We start from the raw sequence: 18,920 nt of genomic DNA on the forward strand, positions 1-18,920 counted from the left end.
GCTACTGCTCCTTCTGGGTGGCTGCGCTCAGGGCAGCCGTGCTGTCGATCCACTCGTTGTCGAGGTTGACGAACTGGTTGGGTGCGGCGAGCGGAACTGGCCGGCCGTCAATCACAGGACCGTGGTTGCCGTTGAGCTGCGGCACGAGCAGCCAGACCGCACGGCGGCGCGGAGCGGCCAGGTCGGTCCAGCGGGTGAGCAGGCCCATGTTGTCGTAGCGGGCGAGCGGCGACGCGTCCGTGAGCAGCACGGGCGAGTCGTCACGGCCTGCGGACAACGCCCGCTCGACGGTGGCCTCGACCTCGGGCCAGGATCGGCGTATCAGCTCCTCCAGACCGCGACGGGGACGGCTCGACTCCCGTTCGGCGTCGGCGGCGCGCACCAGATCCCAGGGCATGTTGGCGGCCGCGGACACCGCACGCAGCGCGTCAAGCAACGCGCCGGTCAGGTCCACCGTCGTCGCCCCGTACCGCGCTTGGACGGCGTCGATCAGACGGCCCAGGCGATCGGCGCGGGTGCCGAGCGCGAGGAACGACCGGCTGCGGATCGAGGTCTCCAACCGGGCGCCCAGCGCACCCGTGGCACCCACCGGGGAGGTGGTTACCGCGAGACTGGTCGCTGACCGGGAATCCAGCCCGGTTGTCGCGGCACCGGTGTCCAGGGCCCGGTAGACCCGAAGCCGGTCGTCGAAGATCAGGCCGAGACCAGCCTCCGTGATCAGGCTGTCGAGCGTCGGCCGCCGCGGCAGCTCCGGCGCGGCGGGGAACCGAACCCGTACGCGTTCGCGGATCTCGTCTGGGGTGAGCTGCTGCCCGCCGAAGTCCGCGAACGTCTGGGCCAGGGCCGCGACTGCGGTGAAGCCGCGATGGTGCAGATCTCCGGCACCTGAGGCAGCCGCGTGGGTCGATGCGGCGGCGGCCAGAGTCACCCGGCGCAGTGGGTCGGCGAGGGCTGCCGGCCATCCGCTCTCGGTGGGGACAGCCGCTTCGAGGCGGGCCTGCGCGCGTTGCGCCGGGATGATGGCGTTCGCGGCGTCGCCGGTCGCGTTTACCAGGCGGTCCGCCTCTGCGGCGAGCGACTCGGCGACATCGCACAGCGCCTGGTCCTCGGCCAGCAACGTGACCACTCCCGCGCGCCGGCGTACCCAGACGGGTGGCTGCGAGCCGTCGGCCTTGTTCATCGCCTTGCGGCGTTCCAGCGCGAAACGGAGCAGGCCACGAGCCAGTCGCTCGTCGGGATGTGCCTCAGGCGCGAGCGCTTCTTTCACCGTACGGGTCAACTCGGCGACCGTCGCTACCGAGCCGAGTTCGGTGAGACGAGCCGAGACCGCCTCGGCCAACCGGTCGAGAAGCGCTCGGGCGTCGTGATCCCCGGCCCACCGCTCCTGCAGGGTTCCGAGCAGCGTCGTGATGCGCGACTGCTGGACCGGCTCGTCGAGGTTGGCCCCGAGCTGAGCGTGTGTCGCGAAGGCGTCGAGCGTCGTGTCGAACCCCAGGATCAGGCGGACGACTCCACCGCGTGACGGTGAGCGCGGCGTGGCGACAACGCTCAGCAGGAGGTCTGCAGCTGCCGTGAGGGTGAGCTCCGGACCGCTTCGTTCCGCCGCGCGGATCTCGGAGCCGAGCCGGGCCCGCCATTCCTTGATGCGCGAGGTGAGCTGCAGGCGGGTCGCGTTCTTGACGCCCTGAAGGCGGGACAGCTGCACCGGGTCGACGGTCAGCAGCTCGCCGACCGTCTGGACGGCATAGGGTTCCAACGCCGACAGGGCGCGGGCGGTCAGCCCGGAGTCGCGCAGCGGCGTGGTCAATGTCGCCCGAGCTGCCAGCTCGTCGTAGGACTCGTCGGGCTCGGTCGTGGCGTCCTTCGCGAAGATCGTCAGCCATGCGGCCCGCATCGCCTCGGCGGTATGATGCCGGGCGCCGGCATCGCGGGCCAGCGCCTTACGGAAGAAGTCGACCAGGTCGCCGGCGAGCGTGGCGTCGAACATCTCCGGCCTGATGGTCGCGTCATCCGGGATGCTTCCCGGGTCGCCCTCGCCGTCCCCGTAGACCGGCGTGCTGCCGGTCGCCATTTCGAAGAGAACCACCGCGGCGGCATATCGTTCCGCGGCCGAGTCGTATCGGTCCCGTGTGCCGGTGAGGAACGGGTCGAGGTACGGCGGGGTGCCGGCCTGCGTAGCGGAGGCTGCGGCGCGGGTCAGGGAGAAGTCGAAAAGGATCAGGTGCTTGGTGCGGTCGCCGCGGCTCTCCCGTACGCCCAGGTTGGACGGCTTGATGTCACGGTGATCGATCCCGGCCCTGTCGAGCGCGACGAGGCTGTCGAGAAGATCCTTTCCATACCGATCAAGCAGGTCGTACGACAGCCGGGTGCGCGCCCGCAGAGCGCTGGTCAAAGTTTCCGGTCCCGCGCTTTCGAGCAGCAGCGCCCGCCGGCCACCAACGACCACGTGCGGATCGAGAACCTTCACGATACGGGGGTGGTCGAGCCGCTTGAGCGCCTCCGCCTCATCGTCGAGACGCGTCGCGGCCGTATCGTTAAGGGCCACCTTGAGGACGCACTCGGGGTCTCCTTCGGCGAGCAGATCCTGCACGAGCAGGCCCACGGCCGTCGAGCCCTGCCCGAGCCGCCGGATCAAGCGGAACCTTCCGTCGAGAACGGTGCCGGGTGCCGCCTCTAGCGGGTCGGTCTCCTCGTTCGCGGTGGCGGCGTCGCGCTCGGCCGCGCCGAGCTGCGACAGGAAGGTCGTGACGTCGGCCGTCCGCCGGCTGGGTGCCGGATCGGTCGCTTTGAGGACGAGCGAGCGCAGCGTCGAGGGGATCTGCGGCAGCTCGATCGCCAAGTCGAGGCCTTGCTGGTCGCGCAGGCGCTGCTTCAGGGCACTCCGGCTCGGTGCCGGCGATCGCCCGGTGAGCAGATAGAAGGCCAGGCTGCCCAGACCGAACACATCAAGCCGGATGCGGTCGGCGTCCGCGCTCCAGGCCCCCTCGGGTGCGGTGAACACCTCGGCCGCCCCTGATCCGTGATCGTCCAGGGACACGTCGACCAGCGAGGTCACGCCATGAACCGTGCCGCTGGTGGCTGAAACGTTCTGGAGACTTCCGGAGCCCTGCCAGTCACCGACCCGAACTTTGACGTCACCCTGGGTGCCGGGGACCGGACGCACCCACACCGCGGGCGGAATCAGCCCGCGGTGGACGACCCGATTGTTGTGGGCGTACTGCAAAGCCTCACCGATCTGGCGGATCATCGACAGCTGCGTCGCCAGCGGTACGCCCTGTTCCTGCCCGGCGAGCCACAGGTCGAGACGTTGCCATTGCTGGTCGTACGGGTAGACAAGCCCGATGCCAAGTTCGGATTCGACCAGGTCGCGAGGGCGCAGCAGCCCGTCGTGCTGCAGCCGCGACATGATGCGGAACTCGTGCTCCGCGATCTGACGGGCCGCCGCTCGCTCCGGTTGACTCGCTGTCGGCGGCAGCACCCGGAAACGGATCCGGGCACGGTCCTGCTGGACCACCCGGTGGTAGGCGAGCCAGTCCTGCCAGCCTTCGTCGGAGTCGATGGCCTGGTCCTCGATGACCCACGAGCCCGCTTCGCGTTCGCGGCGCTGCACGAGGCCGATGCGTTCCAGCAGCTTGACCAGGATGTGTTCCTGGTTCGGGCCGATCGCCCGCCGCCCTGCAGGTTCGAGCACGAGTTCGGAGATGCCGGTGAGGTGGCTCTGCGAGACGCGGTCGTCGAGGCCATAGAGGTTGATCGCACTTGCCGGGCTGAGAACGCAGCGCAGGTCGGGGTGGTGCAGGAAGACGGCCTCCTGGACGAACGGAATGACGTCCCGCTCGTCGGAGATCTGAACGTTCTGCTCCTGCGCCCACAGCCGCAGCTCGTCTCTCAACTTGCTCGCGAAATACTGCGCTTTACGGCGCGTCAGCTTGAGCGGGGAATCTTCCGGCCGCCGACCGTCACGGGCCCAGCGCTGATCGTCACCCCGGAGTGTGCCGGAGTAGTACTTGAGCTCGATGAGGTGCAGCTGCTTACGACCGAGAAGAAGCAGATCGACCTCGTGCCATCGGCCCCGCGAATCGCGGAACTCGAAGTTCGACCACGCGCGAAACGGCGTCTCGTCGGGCATGATCGCCCGGACCAGGGATAGTCCCTCGGCTTCGTGAGGAAACTGCGAGGGCGAGACGTCGACCCACCGGTCCTGCCCAGCCTCTGCCACTGTTCCACCCTCCGCGCCGCGCCCGGTTCGTCCCCACCGCTCCGGCCGCAGCAGCATAGCCGGTCAGTAGCCGACGGTCGTCGTCTCATTCGGCAGGACCTCACCGAGCGTTGGGTCAGCGTTGATGAGTGCGCTACCTCACCCCCAGGACAAGGGACGGCCCAGCGCGGTCGCGGCCGGGACGTCAGCGACCCACTCAGCGATCGCGGCGTACGAGCGGTAGCCGGCCACTACGGCACACATGGCAGCAGTGACGACGACCGTCAGCTGGTACCGCACCCCGCGACGGGCACGGGGATCCGGCAGATCGTTGTCACCCTCCGTTGCCGGCATTGATCAGAAGGTAGCCGTCGCGCGAGCCGGTGCATAGTCCAACGGCCTGCCTGGCCGCTGCTGCGCGCGGCTGAGCTGGCACGTACCCGCCTCGTGGTGAGAGAGAAAGGATCGGGCACCCGGGAGACGCTGGAGTTGGCCCTACGCGACCTGGACCCGGCGCCGCCGCACCTGTCCCTCGGGTCGAACGCCGCCGCCAAGGGCGCGGCGATGACCGGCACCGCGCCCGCAGTGCTCAGCAGGCACGCCGTCGAGGCGGAACTGGCAACCGGCCACCTGGTTACCGTGCCGGTGGACAGCCTGCCACTACGGCGGGACCTACGCGCGGTATGGCCGCGCGGTCGGCGGCTCACCGGGTCGGCCACGGCATTGCTGCAGCCGATCGACAACTCCCCCGCGACGCCACCGACCCAGCGCAGAATGATCATCAAGGGCCGGAGCTCACCGGGCCGAAGCAACGCTTGAGGCTGCTCGCGCAGGTCCCCAGCTCTACTCGGACGCCACTCCGGGACCCTACTCAACCAGGTCAAAGCCATCGGGGTGTTCCTGGCCTACGTCTCACCCGCCGGGCGGTCAATGATCGACCGCACGCTCTACCTACCGGGGACGACCTGGTGCGATCGGACAGGAGAGGAAGAGACTCGGCAGCGACTGCGTTTGACCTGCCTCGCCAGGCTGGCCGAGTGACTGATCATGTAAGGAGCTCCGGTACTTGATCAGTCCGGGGTTCCCCCCCCCCCCGTTACATTTTTGATCGTCCCCAGCCGGGGACTCCTCGGTCGCCCGGCCCGGTATGACTTCCTGCCCCTGTCGTTCGGATGATCCGGGGGGTGTTGTCGCCGGGTCGGGTGGCGTCGGCGGACCGCTGATAGGGACACGGCCACCCGTATTGGGGTAGGTCTCTTCGTAACGTGGCTGCCGGCAGTCCGACGCCCTGACTGCGGCCGAGGGCCACGATGCGATGCGTGGAGGCGGGTCTGGTGCACGACGGATATGGCGTCTTCCTGGGCTTGGACGTCGGTAAGGGTGATCACCACGCGGTCGGGTTGGCGCCGGACGGCAAGCGGCTGCACGACGCGGCGTTGCCGAATACCGAGGTCCGGCTGAGGCAGCTGTTCGACAAACTCGCCCGCCATGGTCGTGTCCTGGTGGTGGTCGACCAGCCGGCCTCGATCGGCGCCCTGCCGGTTGCGGTGGCTCGGGCGGCCGGGCATCAGGTGGCCTACCTGCCTGGCCTGGCGATGCGGCGGATCGCCGATCTGCACCCCGGCAGCGCGAAGACCGACGCCCGCGACGCCTACGTCATCGCTGACGCGGCCCGCACCCTGCCGCACACGCTGCGCCGGGTCGACACCGGCGACGAAACTCTGGCCGAACTGGAGATCCTGGTCGGCTTCGACGACGACCTCGCCGGCGAAGCCACCCGCGTGTCCAACCGGATCCGTGGCTTGCTGACGCAAATCCATCCCGCTCTGGAACGAGTCCTCGGCCCCAAGGTCCACCACAAGGCGGTCCTGGAACTGCTGTCCCGCTGCGGAGGCCCGGTCGGCCTGCGCAAGGCCGGCCGCCGCAAACTGCTCTCGATCGCCGCCGTCCACGCACCTCGCATGGGTGACCGGCTCGTCGAGCAGATCATGGCCGCTCTCGACGAGCAGACCGTCACCGTCCCCGGCACCCAGGCCGCGGAGACGATCCTGCCCCGCCTGGCCGACAGCCTCCGCGACATCCTGCGGCAACGCGACCAGGCCGCCGCCCAGGTCGAAAGGATGCTTGATGCGCACCCTCTTGCCCCGGTCCTGACCTCGATGCCCGGCATCGGCGTCAGGACCGCCGCCCGGATCCTGCTCGAAGTCGGCGACGGCACCGCCTTCGCCACCCCAGGCCACCTCGCCGCCTACGCCGGCCTCGCCCCCGTCACCCGACGATCCGGCAGCAGCATCCGTGGCGAACACCCACCCCGCGGCGGCAACAAGAACCTCAAACGCGCGTTCTTCCTCGCCGCGTTCGCAGCCCTCGCCGACCCCGTCAGCCGCGCCTACTACGACCGCAAACGCGCCGAAGGCAAACGCCACAACGCGGCCCTCATCTGCCTCGCCCGACGCCGCTGCGACGTCCTATACGCCATGCTCCGCGACAAGATCCCCTACCAACCCCGCCCCACGACGCCGATCGCCGCTTGACGAACCCCATAGGGACACCCCCCCCGCCACCGTCCCCGACCACGCCCCCGTCATCGCCAGTTTCAACGCCTGAGCAAGGCGGACAAGCCGCTCAGAAGCTCGTGCACCGCATTCGCCCGCCCGCGAGCGCTCGTGCGCTCGGAGCGGGATCCCCGGCTGCGCGCGTCCGCTCGCCCCCGTTCATCAATGGGCTGATGCCATGCCAGCAGGACGCGTCGTAAAGGAGCCAGCGATCTGGCTCCAGCTCATCGCCGCGACCTACCTACGCTATCTCCGGCGAAGCAGCACCCCGGCCTCCAGGAAGACGACCTGCCGGTGGTCGCGGACGTCATCGGTTAAGTCAGCATGCTGTTCACCGAGGTCGAGGACAGGATCCGGTGCGACCTGATAGTTCCCGTCTGCGTCGGGCGCGAGCGTGACCAGTTGGTCGTCATCGCCCCACTCACCAGCCGCGATCATGTATGCCGCTTCCTGCAGCAAACCGGCCAGCCTCGAGGTTGTATAGAGGCTGCGGGCTGGCATGAATCGCGCCGGGAGCCTAAGGGATGTCTCGTAACCCTGGTGTCTGTCTGTTGAGGACGATCGGGCAGGATGCCTGGGTGCAGGTGATCACCGCGGCCCACTCTGAGTGGATCTTTCCGTTCACCGGGTTGCAGCCCGCCCAGTTCCGCAGGCTGGTCCGGCTGGTCGCCGAGCGTGGCGGTGACGGCATCGCTGACGGCCGGCCGGGTCGGCAGTGGGCCCTGGACCTGGCCGATCGGGTGCTGCTGGTGGCCACCTACTGGCGGACGAACTTGACGATGCGGCAGGTCGGCCCGCTGTTCGGGGTGTCGCACTCGGCTGCGCATCGGGTCATCGACACTCTCGCGCCGCTGCTGGCCCTGGCGCCGGTGCGTAAACGGCCGGTCGAGCAGATCGCGATCGTCGACGGGACTCTGATCCCCACCCGCGATCACCGGCTGGCCGCCCGGAGTAAGAACTACCGGTACTCGACGAACCTGCAGGTCGCTATCGACGCCAGCACCCGTCTGGTCATCGCCGTCGGCGACCCGCAGCCGGGCAACCGCAACGACACGATCGTCTACCGCACCTCGGGCATCGCCGAGAAGCTGGACGGGCGGCCGGTGATGGCTGACGGCGGCTACCGCGGTAACCCGGAGGTGATCATGCCGTACCGCAAGCCCGCCGACGGCAGCACTCTGCCGGACTGGAAAGAAGCCCTCAACATCGAACACCGCACCGTTCGAGCAGGGGTCGAACACGCCCTGGCCAGGATGAAGTGCTTCAAGATCCTGCGCGACTACCGCCGCGCCGCCCACACATTGGCCGACGCCGCTTCCGGCATCGCCAACCTCCACAACATCATCCTCGCCGGCTGACCACCAGCCCGGTGCCGGGCAACGCCTTCAACCAGTTACGAGACGTCCCTTAATCAGTTGCGGCCACCCGGCGCGCCCACACTGCTCGAGCTCCGACCAGAAGTTGCGCCAGCGGACGACTTGGGGCGCAGTCGCCCTACAGCCCCATGTGACCACGGGGTTGAACTGGGAATGGGTCAGGTCGAAGCGGACCAGCCGCTTCTTGGTGCCTCGCCTTGGGCAGCCGTGCGCCGCCAGCTCCTTGTGCAGCACTCTCTCCACTTGGGCGGCCGTCAAGACGACCATCCAGTCTGCGAACCACCAACCTGGACCGCTGCGACCGAATCCTAGTTCTGTCACCGGACGTCCTCCTGCAGTGGCTGCGGCGGTCAGGTCGCCGTGCCAGTCCGGCCAGGGGAAGGCATAGAACGGCTGGTGCCCGATTGGACGTTGGCGGTACTCCCACAGTTGACCCAGGTCCACCAATACATCGTGGAGACCGGTACCGGCGAGAGTCGTCGTTTTCAGCTCGAGCTGGACGGCCTTGCCTGGTCTCGTCGGCAGCCAACGGACGTCGATGTCTTCGCGGCTACTAGGCCACCATAACGCGGCCTGGGACCGATAACGGTAGGTCAGGTACTGGCTCGACCAGTGCTCGAGCGTCTTCTCGGGGACCGACACGGACTGGGGCATGAGGGGAACCATAGGTCCTCCCGATACAGGGGAGCACGCCAGTGGCAAGCTCGCCAATCTGGCGGCTCCATCCGGACGGTCATGTAAGGGGCTTCTCTGCTCTATGGATTGACTGCTTGACGGCCAGCCGATTATCCCGCACTGTTGGAAGACATCTCGCCCTTAGATAGGAGAGGTCGATGACGGGAGTGCAAACGAACTTCGAGTGGCGGCGGCTCGGCACCGTGACGATGATCGCCGACAAGGTGACCTTCCCTAGCGGCCCTGCCGTGCCCGGCGTCTGGCGGGTGAGCGTAGGTCCACACGCACACCATGGATCCGCCAAAGATCTGCGGGCTGCGATGTACGCCTTGACCACCCCTGGCCCGACTCAGAGCACCAACCAACGGGTCCACGACGCCGCTCGAGCTGGCCTCGCGCAGGGGCAGCTCGCGGTCGTAGACGTGATCACCAACGCCCAGGTGAATATCCACGGGGAGCAGGTACCGCTGGGACTGGAGCCGGACGACAATCGGGCATTCATCAAGGCAGCCGCAATCCTCGCCGCTGAAAGCCCCGACCCCGACCCCGACTCCGCCGACTACCGCAGGACACTCGCCGCTGCACAGCGAGCCGTCACCGCCCTTGCCGCGACCGACATGATGAGGGCAGACACCCACGGCAAGCCGACCCAGCCCGACAGGCTTGACGTCAAGATGATGCGCGAGGCACTCGTCACGCTCACCGCCCTCGTCACTGAGCACGACCGATACTGGCCTACCAGGTGGGGGCATGAGGGCAATCCAGGCCCGCGATAGCGGACACTGCGGAGCGACGCGCAGGACCAGTGCCTGACGACGAGCGGGTGCCCGCGACATGCTGGGCGCCCGCACGACCGCAGAATCCACGCTGCGTACTCCACTCCACCGGCCGCCAGTCATTCTGGACCTGCACGATGGCCAAGATCCGGCCCCGCGTGCCGTCCGCCGTCCACCGCCGCAATCGCTCATGGCACCGACCCGACCGCCTGCACCGCCCGCCACCTGTACGTCTGGGGCTCCGCCGAGACGTTTTCCAGCTGCTCGGACCGCTCGCCGATACCGACATAGAGCTCAGCTGCCCGTTCGCCAAGCGGAAGCCGGCGGGCCTCCACTGGCGACGCAACCAGCGCGGGGAGCAACCTGCCACTCGCCGGAGCGCAGCTCCTTCAGCAGGAAGGTGCAACGCAGTGGTCGACGCTAAGGGATGTCTCGTAACCCTGGTGTCTGTCTGTTGAGGACGATCGGGCAGGATGCCTGGGTGCAGGTGATCACCGCGGCCCACTCTGAGTGGATCTTTCCGTTCACCGGGTTGCAGCCCGCCCAGTTCCGCAGGCTGGTCCGGCTGGTCGCCGAGCGTGGCGGTGACGGCATCGCTGACGGCCGGCCGGGTCGGCAGTGGGCCCTGGACCTGGCCGATCGGGTGCTGCTGGTGGCCACCTACTGGCGGACGAACTTGACGATGCGGCAGGTCGGCCCGCTGTTCGGGGTGTCGCACTCGGCTGCGCATCGGGTCATCGACACTCTCGCGCCGCTGCTGGCCCTGGCGCCGGTGCGTAAACGGCCGGTCGAGCAGATCGCGATCGTCGACGGGACTCTGATCCCCACCCGCGATCACCGGCTGGCCGCCCGGAGTAAGAACTACCGGTACTCGACGAACCTGCAGGTCGCTATCGACGCCAGCACCCGTCTGGTCATCGCCGTCGGCGACCCGCAGCCGGGCAACCGCAACGACACGATCGTCTACCGCACCTCGGGCATCGCCGAGAAGCTGGACGGGCGGCCGGTGATGGCTGACGGCGGCTACCGCGGTAACCCGGAGGTGATCATGCCGTACCGCAAGCCCGCCGACGGCAGCACTCTGCCGGACTGGAAAGAAGCCCTCAACATCGAACACCGCACCGTTCGAGCAGGGGTCGAACACGCCCTGGCCAGGATGAAGTGCTTCAAGATCCTGCGCGACTACCGCCGCGCCGCCCACACATTGGCCGACGCCGCTTCCGGCATCGCCAACCTCCACAACATCATCCTCGCCGGCTGACCACCAGCCCGGTGCCGGGCAACGCCTTCAACCAGTTACGAGACGTCCCTTAGCACATGGCAATCTTGCAATGCTCATTCGCTTCGCTCGGGAGGCGGTCCTGGACTTTCGCGACGTCCGGGTAGCCGCCGACCGCGAGCGTGCGGAAAGCCCGTGACAGTCTCTATTGTCTGCTCGGCGCCAGCCGGGTGTGCGCAGATTTGGAACCGAGGCATCCTGTCATCGGCAGAAGCGGATGCAAGGGCACGGGCTCAGCCGACTGTTTGAGGCCTGCTGCGCCGGATTCCGGCAGCACCCGCTGCTCATCAGCAGACCCGCGGACACTCACCCCAGGTCGCCGAAGTAGCCCTCCTCCTCGCCGAGCAGCAGCGGTACGTCGTACACCGACATGTCCGGCCGGTGCCGCGCGTACCTCACCCGGTGCCGCCAGCGTCCGTGCTCGAAGGCGACGTCGGCGTCGATCTCCGCCACCACGGTGGGCTCGACCTGCACGTACCACAGCGGCTCCGGCCGGTCCAGCTGCCCGGACCAGGACGCGGGTAACGGCTCCGGCCACGGGTGCATCACGGCGGCGCCGTAGTGTTGCCGAGGCCGTAGCGGAGACAGCAGCCCACCGAGCTCCTTCCGGTGGGCGCCGGTCAGCGGGTGTGTCCGCCCGGTGTACCGCAGCCGTCCCCTGCGGTCGAACCGGCCGAGCAGCAGGGTGTCAGGATTGTGGATGCTGCCGGTCGCTCCGCCGATGATCGCCTCGGTCACGATCCGGGTCCGGAACTTCCACCAGCCGCGCCGGCCAGGCTCGTACCGCCCGGCCAACCGCTTGCTCACCACGCCCTCGATCCCGGCCGCGACGGTCCAGTTCAGCAGCCAGTCCGCGACCAGCCGCATGTCGGTCGTCTGCGGCGTCATGGTGAGCTGCGCGGGCGCGTCAGCGAGCAGCCGCTCCAGCCGGACTCGCCGCTCCGACAGCGGCATATTCAGGATCACCTGCCCGTCGGCGTCCGCGAGAAGATCGAACAGCACGTAGTGGGCGGGGCAGTCTTGGACGAGGCGCAGCAGACCGCGGCCGGCGGTGACGCGCCGCTGCAACTGTGCGAAGTTCGTTCGACCGCGCTCCCACACGATCAGCTCCCCGTCCAGCACTACTCCGGGCGGGATCGTCCGGATCGCCCGGGTGATGTCCGGGAAGTAGGTGGTGAGGTTCCGGCCCGCCCGCGACTGCAGGTGCACCCCGTCGGTCTCGCGGAAGGCGATGCACCTCCACCCGTCCCACTTCGGTTCATGCACCAGGCCAGGGCCTTCGGGCACCGCGTCGACCGGCGCGGCGAGCATCGGCGCGACCGGCCGGCGCAACGCGGGATCCGCCGCAGCCCGGCGCCGGGCCGGACTCACCGCCTGCGCGGGCTGTGAAAGCTCATCATCCCCCGTCCCCTCACCCATCGTCGGTGCGGGGCCACCCGGAACGGGCGAAGATCGACTATAACAAATGTCCGCCTTGTCGGCCTTCACGGTCACTTCGACTCAGGGGCGAGCACAGAGGCGACGACGTCGTGCACATGGCCACCAACGAACCGAAGCTGGACGATGGCGAGTTCGTCATCCTGCGGCAGGCTGTCGAAGACTCGTGATCCCTCAGGTCTACCTGCATTACGACCCGTACACCCGAGCCCACCATGCCCCAGGCAAAACGCCCTGTCGCGACAGCGCATGTACTTCCTGCTGCTACTTCCCCAGGTACCCGCACCGTCACCGGGTGCGATGGTGTCCAGCACTACGTACGCCCTGACGGCCGCAGCGAGCCTCGTCGCTGCGCTACTGGTCGCCGAAGACGGGGAACTGCGGCTTCACGGGTACGAGGTGTACCGGTTCGGCGCCGCCGAACTAGTCGATCAGAATCTCGCCCGACAACGGCTCTCCGCCTTCTTCAACCGCCTCGCTGCCCGACACGGCAGCCAAGGTTTCGGCGCCAGCCGTACTTGGTTGCCTACCCTCTCCCCGCTTGGGCCCCGGGTACGCCCGGTCGTCCGGCAGCCCATCCGGCTTCGGACTGCGGCTACCTGCGGCTGCTGGGCTCACCGCTCCCGGGCGAGGCGGTCGGGCAAGCACATGAGCGACCAACGTCGCCGGATCACCCTCGGCGCCGGACCCGACGATCTGCCACAACGCCCGGCTGAGGTCGCGCACAAGATCATCGTCTACTGTTGCAGCTCGCCAACGGGGAGTGGCGCGGTAGACGAGCGAGCTGGCGGGACGCTCGAGGACTGCATCCCCTCGAACGAACAGGTTCCGCTGCTGGATGGCCGTGCGTAGGCCTCGGTGGAGGGTGGCGGCCATCAGCAACATCTCACTGCCGAGCCGCGTAGCCTCCCTAACTTGCCGCATGCGGCCCCGAGCCTCAGGGTCCAGTAGCGAGCGAGTCCACCGTAGGGCCTCGCCCAGCTCGGCGACGGCGTCCTGGGCCGGGGCGACCGCCGGTGTCGCGCGTAGCTCGGCAGCAGCGATCGCCGCCTGCCGCCAACCCCCGGTCATCGCCAGGGATCCTTCGGCCTTGAGGACATGCACCGCCAGGCCAAGCTGCGTCCCGAGCTGAAGATGCGCGCCCGTGACCTGGCCGGGGTTAAGCCACAGCCAGGTCCGCGCGGCCCGGACTGCCGCGATCGCCGCATCAACGGTGTCTACCGCCGGCGCCGGGTGCAGCGGTGATCGGGCGATGTCAAGCTCACGCAGATTGGGCTGAGCCTTCGAGGCCGTGACCAGCTCTTTAGCAGCGGCACCCAACCGGCTGCCGCTCGTCCATCTAGCTGTCTCCGTCACCGGCCTGTACGTCTGCGCCAGCGGTCCGCCCCGGTCCAGCCAGGCGGGAAGCCGGCCATCGAGCCGCACGGCATCCACGGCGAGCCGGGCGATGTCACCAAGCCCTCCTTGGACGCCGCCCCCGGCGCGGATGGCGATTCCCTCTGGCGTATTGGGACGCTGCCCGAGTGGAACGTGGCCGGCGATGATGTCACCCATGACGCCAATCGCGTCAGCGGCCCGGCGCAGCGACCGCGCCGCGCCAGCGGCGACCTCGGGTGCCGGCGGTAGCCGCTCGTCCACCACCGCGGCGGCCCGCAACCCCACGTAGAACCGGGTCAGGCTCTGCCCATGCCGCCCGAGAAGCAGCGCGGCAGCCGCCTTGTCCGGCACCTCCGCCACCGGGCGACCACCCACCAGCAGCTCCGTCACCCTGGCCAGCTGGTCATAGAGGTCCGACCGGGCACCCACCAGGCCGTTGATCTCCCCGGCGGTGCCCGCGCGGCGTCTGGTCACCGCCGCAGCGGCCGCCCGCATCGCCCGATGCGCCTCCTCGTACCAGAAGCCGACCGTCATGCCAGGACCGCTGCCGCCCGGCGTAGTTGCTGGGCTGCCGCGTCGTGGTCGAGCCGTTGAGCCAGCCCGTCCTGGGCGACGGCACGGCGATCGTGGTGCTGGGCAAGGTGCTCAATGAGATCCCTCACCGCAGCCCGCACCTCGGGCCCGTCGGCGTCCGGGGCAGCCGCCTCAACGATGACATCGTCCTCGTACAGGCGGCTGCGGACGTCCAAGACCTCCAGTCCGAAGCGGTCCCAGGCGGGATCAACCCCGCCCAGGTGTTTCCAGGCTTCGATGGCCAGGTGGACGGCGCCGGCGGCGGCGAGGCTGTCGTCGCCAGCGGCGAGACGCGCACCCAGGACGGTGGCTGCTTCCGGGAACTCCATGCGGGAAGCCTCCGCCAATCGGCCGCGCCTCGTCCACCCCACCGGGTGCTTCCCTGTGGATATCCCGCGTCCGAGCAGGTCAGCGACGTAGAGCCTCATTGGGGGTCTGGCTGGAGCCGAACAACTTCATCGCGCACCAGCCCGCCGCACCGTCGCCGAGAACCGCGGGCCGACGGATCCCCTGCATAGCTGAACTATGCGGACGTGTGGGTCAGCCGCGCCGATCGATCGTCATGTGCTCGCACGCGCCGTCGTGGTTCTCGGTGAAGGCCCCATCCGTCCGCCGCGCGATCTTCTGCCAAAACGTCCCAGCGGTGTCGTACTGGGTGGTCGTGTACCAGGTGAGGCCCGGGTACCGCCGATAGAGCTTGAGAACGGCGCGGGTGCCGATCCCATAGCCCTTGGCGGCCCCATCAACGCTGATCTTCCGCAGGTAGCCACGCCGACACCCCTGGCACACCTGGAAGTCGACCTGGCCCACGACGAGCGGGCCCCGACGCAGGACCAGCCGCTGGAACCCGGCAGGCGCGCCGGCTGGCAGGTGGACCGCGCGGACACGCAGTGCCGCCAGGCGGCGCAGCCACCACACAGGATCGCGGCGCCGCGCCGTGTCCCACTGGAAGGGCCCTGGATCCGGGAAGAGCTGCCCGAGGAGCCGGACCCGAGCATCGTCGTCGTTGTCGGCACCGGCGCCGTGGACTATGCGCAGGGCCCGGTCCAGAAGGTTCGCAGTCTCCCCCCAAAGATCGTCGTCCCCCTCGCCCTGCCGGCGTCGGCACACCGCGGCCGCCGCCGCAAATCGGCCCGAATCCGCCTGCCAAGCATTGACGAGCACAGCGGCCACTGCGGCGATCCTCTCCAGTGACGCGTCGCCCAGTCCGATGGCAAACGACAAGGCCTGGTCAGCGTCATCCTCGGCGGACCGCCGAGAATCCGGCACCTGCGGAAAGCCCATGGCCGTCACCGTAACCGTCCTGTACGACGGCGAGTGCCTGCCGGAGGCTCCCACTCCAACCGTTCGGGGCGGACCCGGTCCGCTTTAGGCCAGGGCCCGCCCCAACACCCCATTACGCCAGTGGATGTGGCTCACCGGTGAGCGCCGCCAACGCGGCGGCAACCTCGTGGATAGTCGCGCGGACGTAGGTGGCGGTGGTTCCGGCATCTCCCCCACTGGCGGAGTGACCGGCATAGGCCCGGGCGATGGCATAGCCGAAGTTGCGCTCAACCCACGTCAGAGTGGTATGCCGTAGCCAGTGCGTGCTGATCTGCTGCGCGTGCACCCAAGGCAGGTGCTCACCGATGCGAACCCACAGGTGGTCGTAGCGCCGGTAGCTGATCGGCTGCCCACTGCGGTACCGAAATAGCGGCCCCGTCTCGGTGGCGTGCCGCTGCTCAGCATGCCGTAGCAGGTACCGCATCAATGTTGGCGAGACCGGCTGCCACCGCACCGTCTCGCCCTTCTCACGCAGCAGGATCAGGCACTGATCTGGGTCCAGGTCGACCGGGCGCAACGCCAGCGCCCCGCCCCTGCGGCACGCCGTCTCGGTGTGCAACCGCAGCAGCAGACTGTCCAACGCCGGATCGTCACCCGTGGACGCCGCTACCTCGTTGATTTCCGCCAAGCGGTTGTCCGCCAACGCTCGCCGTGTGCTCGGCAGCCGCCGTGGCTTCGCCACCTTCAACGCCGGGTTCTCTGTCTCAGACAGGAGCCCGTCGGCGACCGCCCGCCGGTATAGACAGCGCAACGACGCGATCAGATGCTCCGCCGCGCTGCGCCCGCCCCGCGCGTTGCGGCGGGCCACCACATGCGTCTTGACGTACTCCGCAAGCCGCTCGATCTCCGATGGTGTCGGCTCATCGATACGCCGCTGACCCCACTGCTCGACCACGCGCTTCCAGTACGACCCGTACGCCCGCCGGGTGCCAGCACTGACCGCAGCTGCCACCACCGGCACGTACTCCGCGAACGTCGGAGCCGGCGGACGGTCCGACGCCACTGCCACCAGATCCGCTGGAGAGATGCCCATCCGCGATAGCAACAACCGAGCGGCCTCCAGTTCGGCCTTGCCCGCCACGCTGCTCACGACTCACCACCCGCGAACGCCTCGTCCTGCACTTTCGCGACCACCGCGTCGAGCGAGGCCGGCGGGTGCAGCACGAGACGTCCGGCCTTCGGATCGGCCGCCAGCAGCACCCGATCGCCGGCTGTCAGGCCGCACCACTGGCGGACCACAGCGGGCAACCGCACATGGCCCTCTTTCGTCACTCGGAACACGCCGCCCGGGTCAGGGTCGACGATGATCAGGCCGCCGCTTTCCCTGATGCCCAGCCTGAGGCCGGGAGCCCAGCCGAGAGCGATCATCACCGCCCGATCAGCGACGCGGCCGTGCACATCAAGAGTCGCCAGCCCATAGACCGTGCTGCTGTCACGAGTAGGAGCCAGTCGCGCCAGCGGCAGTGGCGGTCGCTTCATGGCGGCACGCGAGTCGCCGCGGATCTTGAGCCCGCCTGACGGAACCACCGCCGGGATCACCGAATCGATTGGCCGGTCGGTCATGACCCACCTCGCCCAACGACGAGGCTGCCACCAGCGGCGGTAACAGAGAGTGAAAACAGGTGGTCAAGCATGCTTGACCACCTGTACGTCCAACGTCGCATGGATGCTACGCGGGAGTGTCCGAGGGGCCACACCACCCATTACCCCACCGCCGATGACACTCAGCGCAACTCTGAGGCTTGCGCAAGTCTAGCGACGCCAAGTAGGTCCGGTATCCGGCGCCGGCCGTGATCGGCCGGCGCCGGATACCGGATCAGCGTGCTCCGACGCGATGCAGCTGGACGGCGCCGAAGGTCAGATCGCGCGGGGCGATCCGATCGACGTCGAACTCGGTGCTGCCGGGGCTATGGTCGTAGACGACCGTTCCGCTGGCGGTTTCGAAGACGACCAGCCGGGCCCGGTCGGTGGGAATGGCCACGCAGTCGGTGCGGTCCGACGAACAGGCGTCCCAGCCGTAGATCACCCAGGGGTAGCCGGACCGGACGTTGAGGTTCCCGTACCACGAGAGGCGACCTTGCCCTCCTTGTTGAGCACAAGCCACTCCAGGGAGCTGGGTTCGAGCCGGAAGCTCGTCCCGTCCGTCCAAGCCTTGCCCTGGCCAGCCGGGGTGGTGGCACTCCTGGTCTGGTACTGCGCGGTGTTGTGCAGCCATATATGGCCAGCCGCGTTCGGCTCGCTGACCAGGGCGCCGGGCAGGGTGGCGGTGGAGCCGTCGATGTTCGCGGTTCCGGCGTCGGGGTCGTAGACCACGATCACGCTGCCGGAGGTGTCGGTGGCGGCGTCGTCGCGGACGGTGACGTCGATGGTGTACATGCCGGCGTCGGTGAAGGTGTGCGTGGCTTGGCAGACGTTGTTGGTGGCAGTCGGTGATTCTGTACGGCCGTCGTCCAGACGACGGTGCAGGTGTGGAGGCGGCTGACCAGCAGTCCACCTCGGCCGGTCGAGGCCAGGATCTCTCAACGCCGGTGAATCCAGGGCAACCTTTCCCCGACTGGGTTCGCTGTCGCCACCGCCGTCCCCACGCGGTGTTCGCCGCCTCCGCACACTGCGAGGTGACGCAACCGGAGTCGGTGATAGTCGACCTCATCCGGTCGGATCAGCCGTCAGCGCTGCGCCGTCATGCAAGCGCTGGCGATCGGACAGGGGGTCGTTCACTGCCCGACAGGGCGGTAGCGGAGGTGCACGACGCCGTTTCGGCATCGGCGCTCGTCGAGGAGTTCAAGGTCGACGCGCATGCCGGTCGGCAGGCCCGGCTTACCCCCGCCGACGACCACGGGCCAGACGAACAGCTGGCACTCGTCGACCAGCCCGGCCGCAAGAGCCTGCGCCGCGAGGTTTGCACCCCCAACAGTGAGATCGCTGCTGGCCGTGGCCTTCAGTTCGCGTACTTCAGCGGGATCGAAGCGGCGTTCGAGTCGGGTGTCGGCGGTCGACACCGCGGCGAGAGTCGTGGAGTACACGACCTTTCTCGCTGCCTGCCAGACGCTTGCGAAGTCGGCCATAAGGTCGGACTGCGCGGCCAGAGCGGCGTCGGTTTCCCAGACGGCCATCGCCTCGTACAGCCGCCGTCCGTAGAGGAACGTGCCCACGGACCGCAGGAGATCGGTGTAGACAACAAACACCTCGTCGTCCATCGGCAACCAGGCGAACGCGCCGCGTTCGTCCTCGATGTAGCCGTCAAGCGACACGTTATTCACATAAATCAGCTTTGCCATGCCCATACCCCTCGATGATCAACCGCAACAGCCTGAACACTCGTCAGCGTGGCGTCCAAGGTCGATCGGCCAC

Annotated in this window: 18 protein-coding genes; 5 read left to right on the top strand and 13 right to left on the bottom strand. The window is 68.4% G+C overall.

What is annotated here, in order from left to right; translation table 11 throughout:
- Nucleotide 1: 1 nt before the first annotated feature.
- The gene (gene pglW, locus ACN27D_RS00625; RefSeq protein ID WP_421498241.1) at nucleotides 2-4,219 is read right to left on the bottom strand and encodes a BREX system serine/threonine kinase PglW; all 4,218 of its coding nucleotides are present in this window, start codon (nucleotides 4,217-4,219) and stop codon (nucleotides 2-4) included.
- 138 nt (nucleotides 4,220-4,357) lie between these two features.
- Nucleotides 4,358-4,552, bottom strand: coding sequence for a transposase family protein (locus ACN27D_RS00630; RefSeq protein ID WP_421498242.1), 195 nt, complete (start codon nucleotides 4,550-4,552; stop codon nucleotides 4,358-4,360).
- Between the two features lie 60 nt (nucleotides 4,553-4,612).
- Here ACN27D_RS00630 and ACN27D_RS00635 point away from each other — a divergent pair, with 60 nt between their 5' ends.
- Both ACN27D_RS00635 and ACN27D_RS00640 read left to right on the top strand, forming a co-directional pair.
- On the top strand, nucleotides 4,613-5,017 hold the full coding sequence (locus ACN27D_RS00635; protein ID WP_421501083.1) for a LysR substrate-binding domain-containing protein: 405 nt from the start codon (nucleotides 4,613-4,615) through the stop codon (nucleotides 5,015-5,017).
- Between the two features lie 491 nt (nucleotides 5,018-5,508).
- On the top strand, nucleotides 5,509-6,732 hold the full coding sequence (locus tag ACN27D_RS00640; protein ID WP_421498243.1) for an IS110 family transposase: 1,224 nt from the start codon (nucleotides 5,509-5,511) through the stop codon (nucleotides 6,730-6,732).
- 267 nt (nucleotides 6,733-6,999) lie between these two features.
- Here the strand turns inward: ACN27D_RS00640 and ACN27D_RS00645 are convergent, their stop codons facing one another.
- The gene (locus ACN27D_RS00645) at nucleotides 7,000-7,212 is read right to left on the bottom strand and encodes a hypothetical protein (RefSeq protein WP_421498244.1); all 213 of its coding nucleotides are present in this window, start codon (nucleotides 7,210-7,212) and stop codon (nucleotides 7,000-7,002) included.
- A gap of 119 nt (nucleotides 7,213-7,331) precedes the next feature.
- Between ACN27D_RS00645 and ACN27D_RS00650 the strand changes: the two genes are divergently transcribed.
- Nucleotides 7,332-8,111 carry a transposase family protein gene (locus ACN27D_RS00650; RefSeq protein ID WP_421498245.1) on the top strand — a complete coding sequence of 260 codons (780 nt, stop codon included), beginning with the start codon at nucleotides 7,332-7,334 and terminating at the stop codon, nucleotides 8,109-8,111.
- 27 nt (nucleotides 8,112-8,138) lie between these two features.
- On the opposite strand, the gene ACN27D_RS00655 is transcribed toward ACN27D_RS00650, so the two are convergent.
- Complete coding sequence (locus ACN27D_RS00655; RefSeq protein WP_421498246.1) at nucleotides 8,139-8,783, bottom strand: hypothetical protein; 645 nt, start codon at nucleotides 8,781-8,783, stop codon at nucleotides 8,139-8,141.
- 179 nt (nucleotides 8,784-8,962) lie between these two features.
- On the opposite strand from ACN27D_RS00655, the gene ACN27D_RS00660 reads away from it, so the two are divergent.
- Both ACN27D_RS00660 and ACN27D_RS00665 read left to right on the top strand, forming a co-directional pair.
- Nucleotides 8,963-9,580, top strand: coding sequence for a hypothetical protein (locus ACN27D_RS00660; protein ID WP_421498247.1), 618 nt, complete (start codon nucleotides 8,963-8,965; stop codon nucleotides 9,578-9,580).
- A 481-nt stretch (nucleotides 9,581-10,061) separates the two neighbouring features.
- A complete protein-coding gene (locus ACN27D_RS00665) occupies nucleotides 10,062-10,841 on the top strand; it encodes a transposase family protein (protein ID WP_421498245.1) in 780 nt (259 codons plus the stop codon).
- A 324-nt stretch (nucleotides 10,842-11,165) separates the two neighbouring features.
- Here ACN27D_RS00665 and ACN27D_RS00670 read toward each other — a convergent pair whose 3' ends face one another.
- The 9 genes from ACN27D_RS00670 to ACN27D_RS00710 all read right to left on the bottom strand — a co-directional run bounded on the left by ACN27D_RS00670 (nucleotide 11,166) and on the right by ACN27D_RS00710 (nucleotide 18,847).
- Nucleotides 11,166-12,191, bottom strand: coding sequence for an ATP-dependent DNA ligase (locus ACN27D_RS00670; protein ID WP_421498248.1), 1,026 nt, complete (start codon nucleotides 12,189-12,191; stop codon nucleotides 11,166-11,168).
- 528 nt (nucleotides 12,192-12,719) lie between these two features.
- A complete protein-coding gene (locus tag ACN27D_RS00675) occupies nucleotides 12,720-14,207 on the bottom strand; it encodes a hypothetical protein (protein WP_421498249.1) in 1,488 nt (495 codons plus the stop codon).
- Nucleotides 14,204-14,575 (bottom strand): hypothetical protein, encoded by a 372-nt coding sequence (locus ACN27D_RS00680; protein WP_421498250.1) that lies wholly within the window; start codon nucleotides 14,573-14,575, stop codon nucleotides 14,204-14,206. Before ACN27D_RS00680 ends, ACN27D_RS00675 begins: the two co-directional genes overlap by 4 nt.
- Before the next feature lie 211 nt (nucleotides 14,576-14,786).
- The gene (locus ACN27D_RS00685; protein ID WP_421498251.1) at nucleotides 14,787-15,530 is read right to left on the bottom strand and encodes a hypothetical protein; all 744 of its coding nucleotides are present in this window, start codon (nucleotides 15,528-15,530) and stop codon (nucleotides 14,787-14,789) included.
- A 112-nt stretch (nucleotides 15,531-15,642) separates the two neighbouring features.
- Nucleotides 15,643-16,659 (bottom strand): tyrosine-type recombinase/integrase, encoded by a 1,017-nt coding sequence (locus ACN27D_RS00690; RefSeq protein WP_421498252.1) that lies wholly within the window; start codon nucleotides 16,657-16,659, stop codon nucleotides 15,643-15,645.
- On the bottom strand, nucleotides 16,656-17,132 hold the full coding sequence (locus ACN27D_RS00695; protein WP_421498253.1) for a hypothetical protein: 477 nt from the start codon (nucleotides 17,130-17,132) through the stop codon (nucleotides 16,656-16,658). The genes ACN27D_RS00690 and ACN27D_RS00695 overlap by 4 nt, the downstream gene beginning before the upstream one ends.
- Before the next feature lie 253 nt (nucleotides 17,133-17,385).
- Nucleotides 17,386-17,595 (bottom strand): hypothetical protein, encoded by a 210-nt coding sequence (locus ACN27D_RS00700; protein ID WP_421498254.1) that lies wholly within the window; start codon nucleotides 17,593-17,595, stop codon nucleotides 17,386-17,388.
- Nucleotides 17,592-17,945, bottom strand: coding sequence for a hypothetical protein (locus tag ACN27D_RS00705; RefSeq protein WP_421498255.1), 354 nt, complete (start codon nucleotides 17,943-17,945; stop codon nucleotides 17,592-17,594). Before ACN27D_RS00705 ends, ACN27D_RS00700 begins: the two co-directional genes overlap by 4 nt.
- Before the next feature lie 338 nt (nucleotides 17,946-18,283).
- A complete protein-coding gene (locus ACN27D_RS00710; RefSeq protein WP_421498256.1) occupies nucleotides 18,284-18,847 on the bottom strand; it encodes a dihydrofolate reductase family protein in 564 nt (187 codons plus the stop codon).
- Nucleotides 18,848-18,920: the final 73 nt, after the last annotated feature.

The organism is Micromonospora sp. WMMD1274, assembly GCF_049179035.1.
Classification (GTDB): domain Bacteria; phylum Actinomycetota; class Actinomycetes; order Mycobacteriales; family Micromonosporaceae; genus Micromonospora; species Micromonospora tulbaghiae.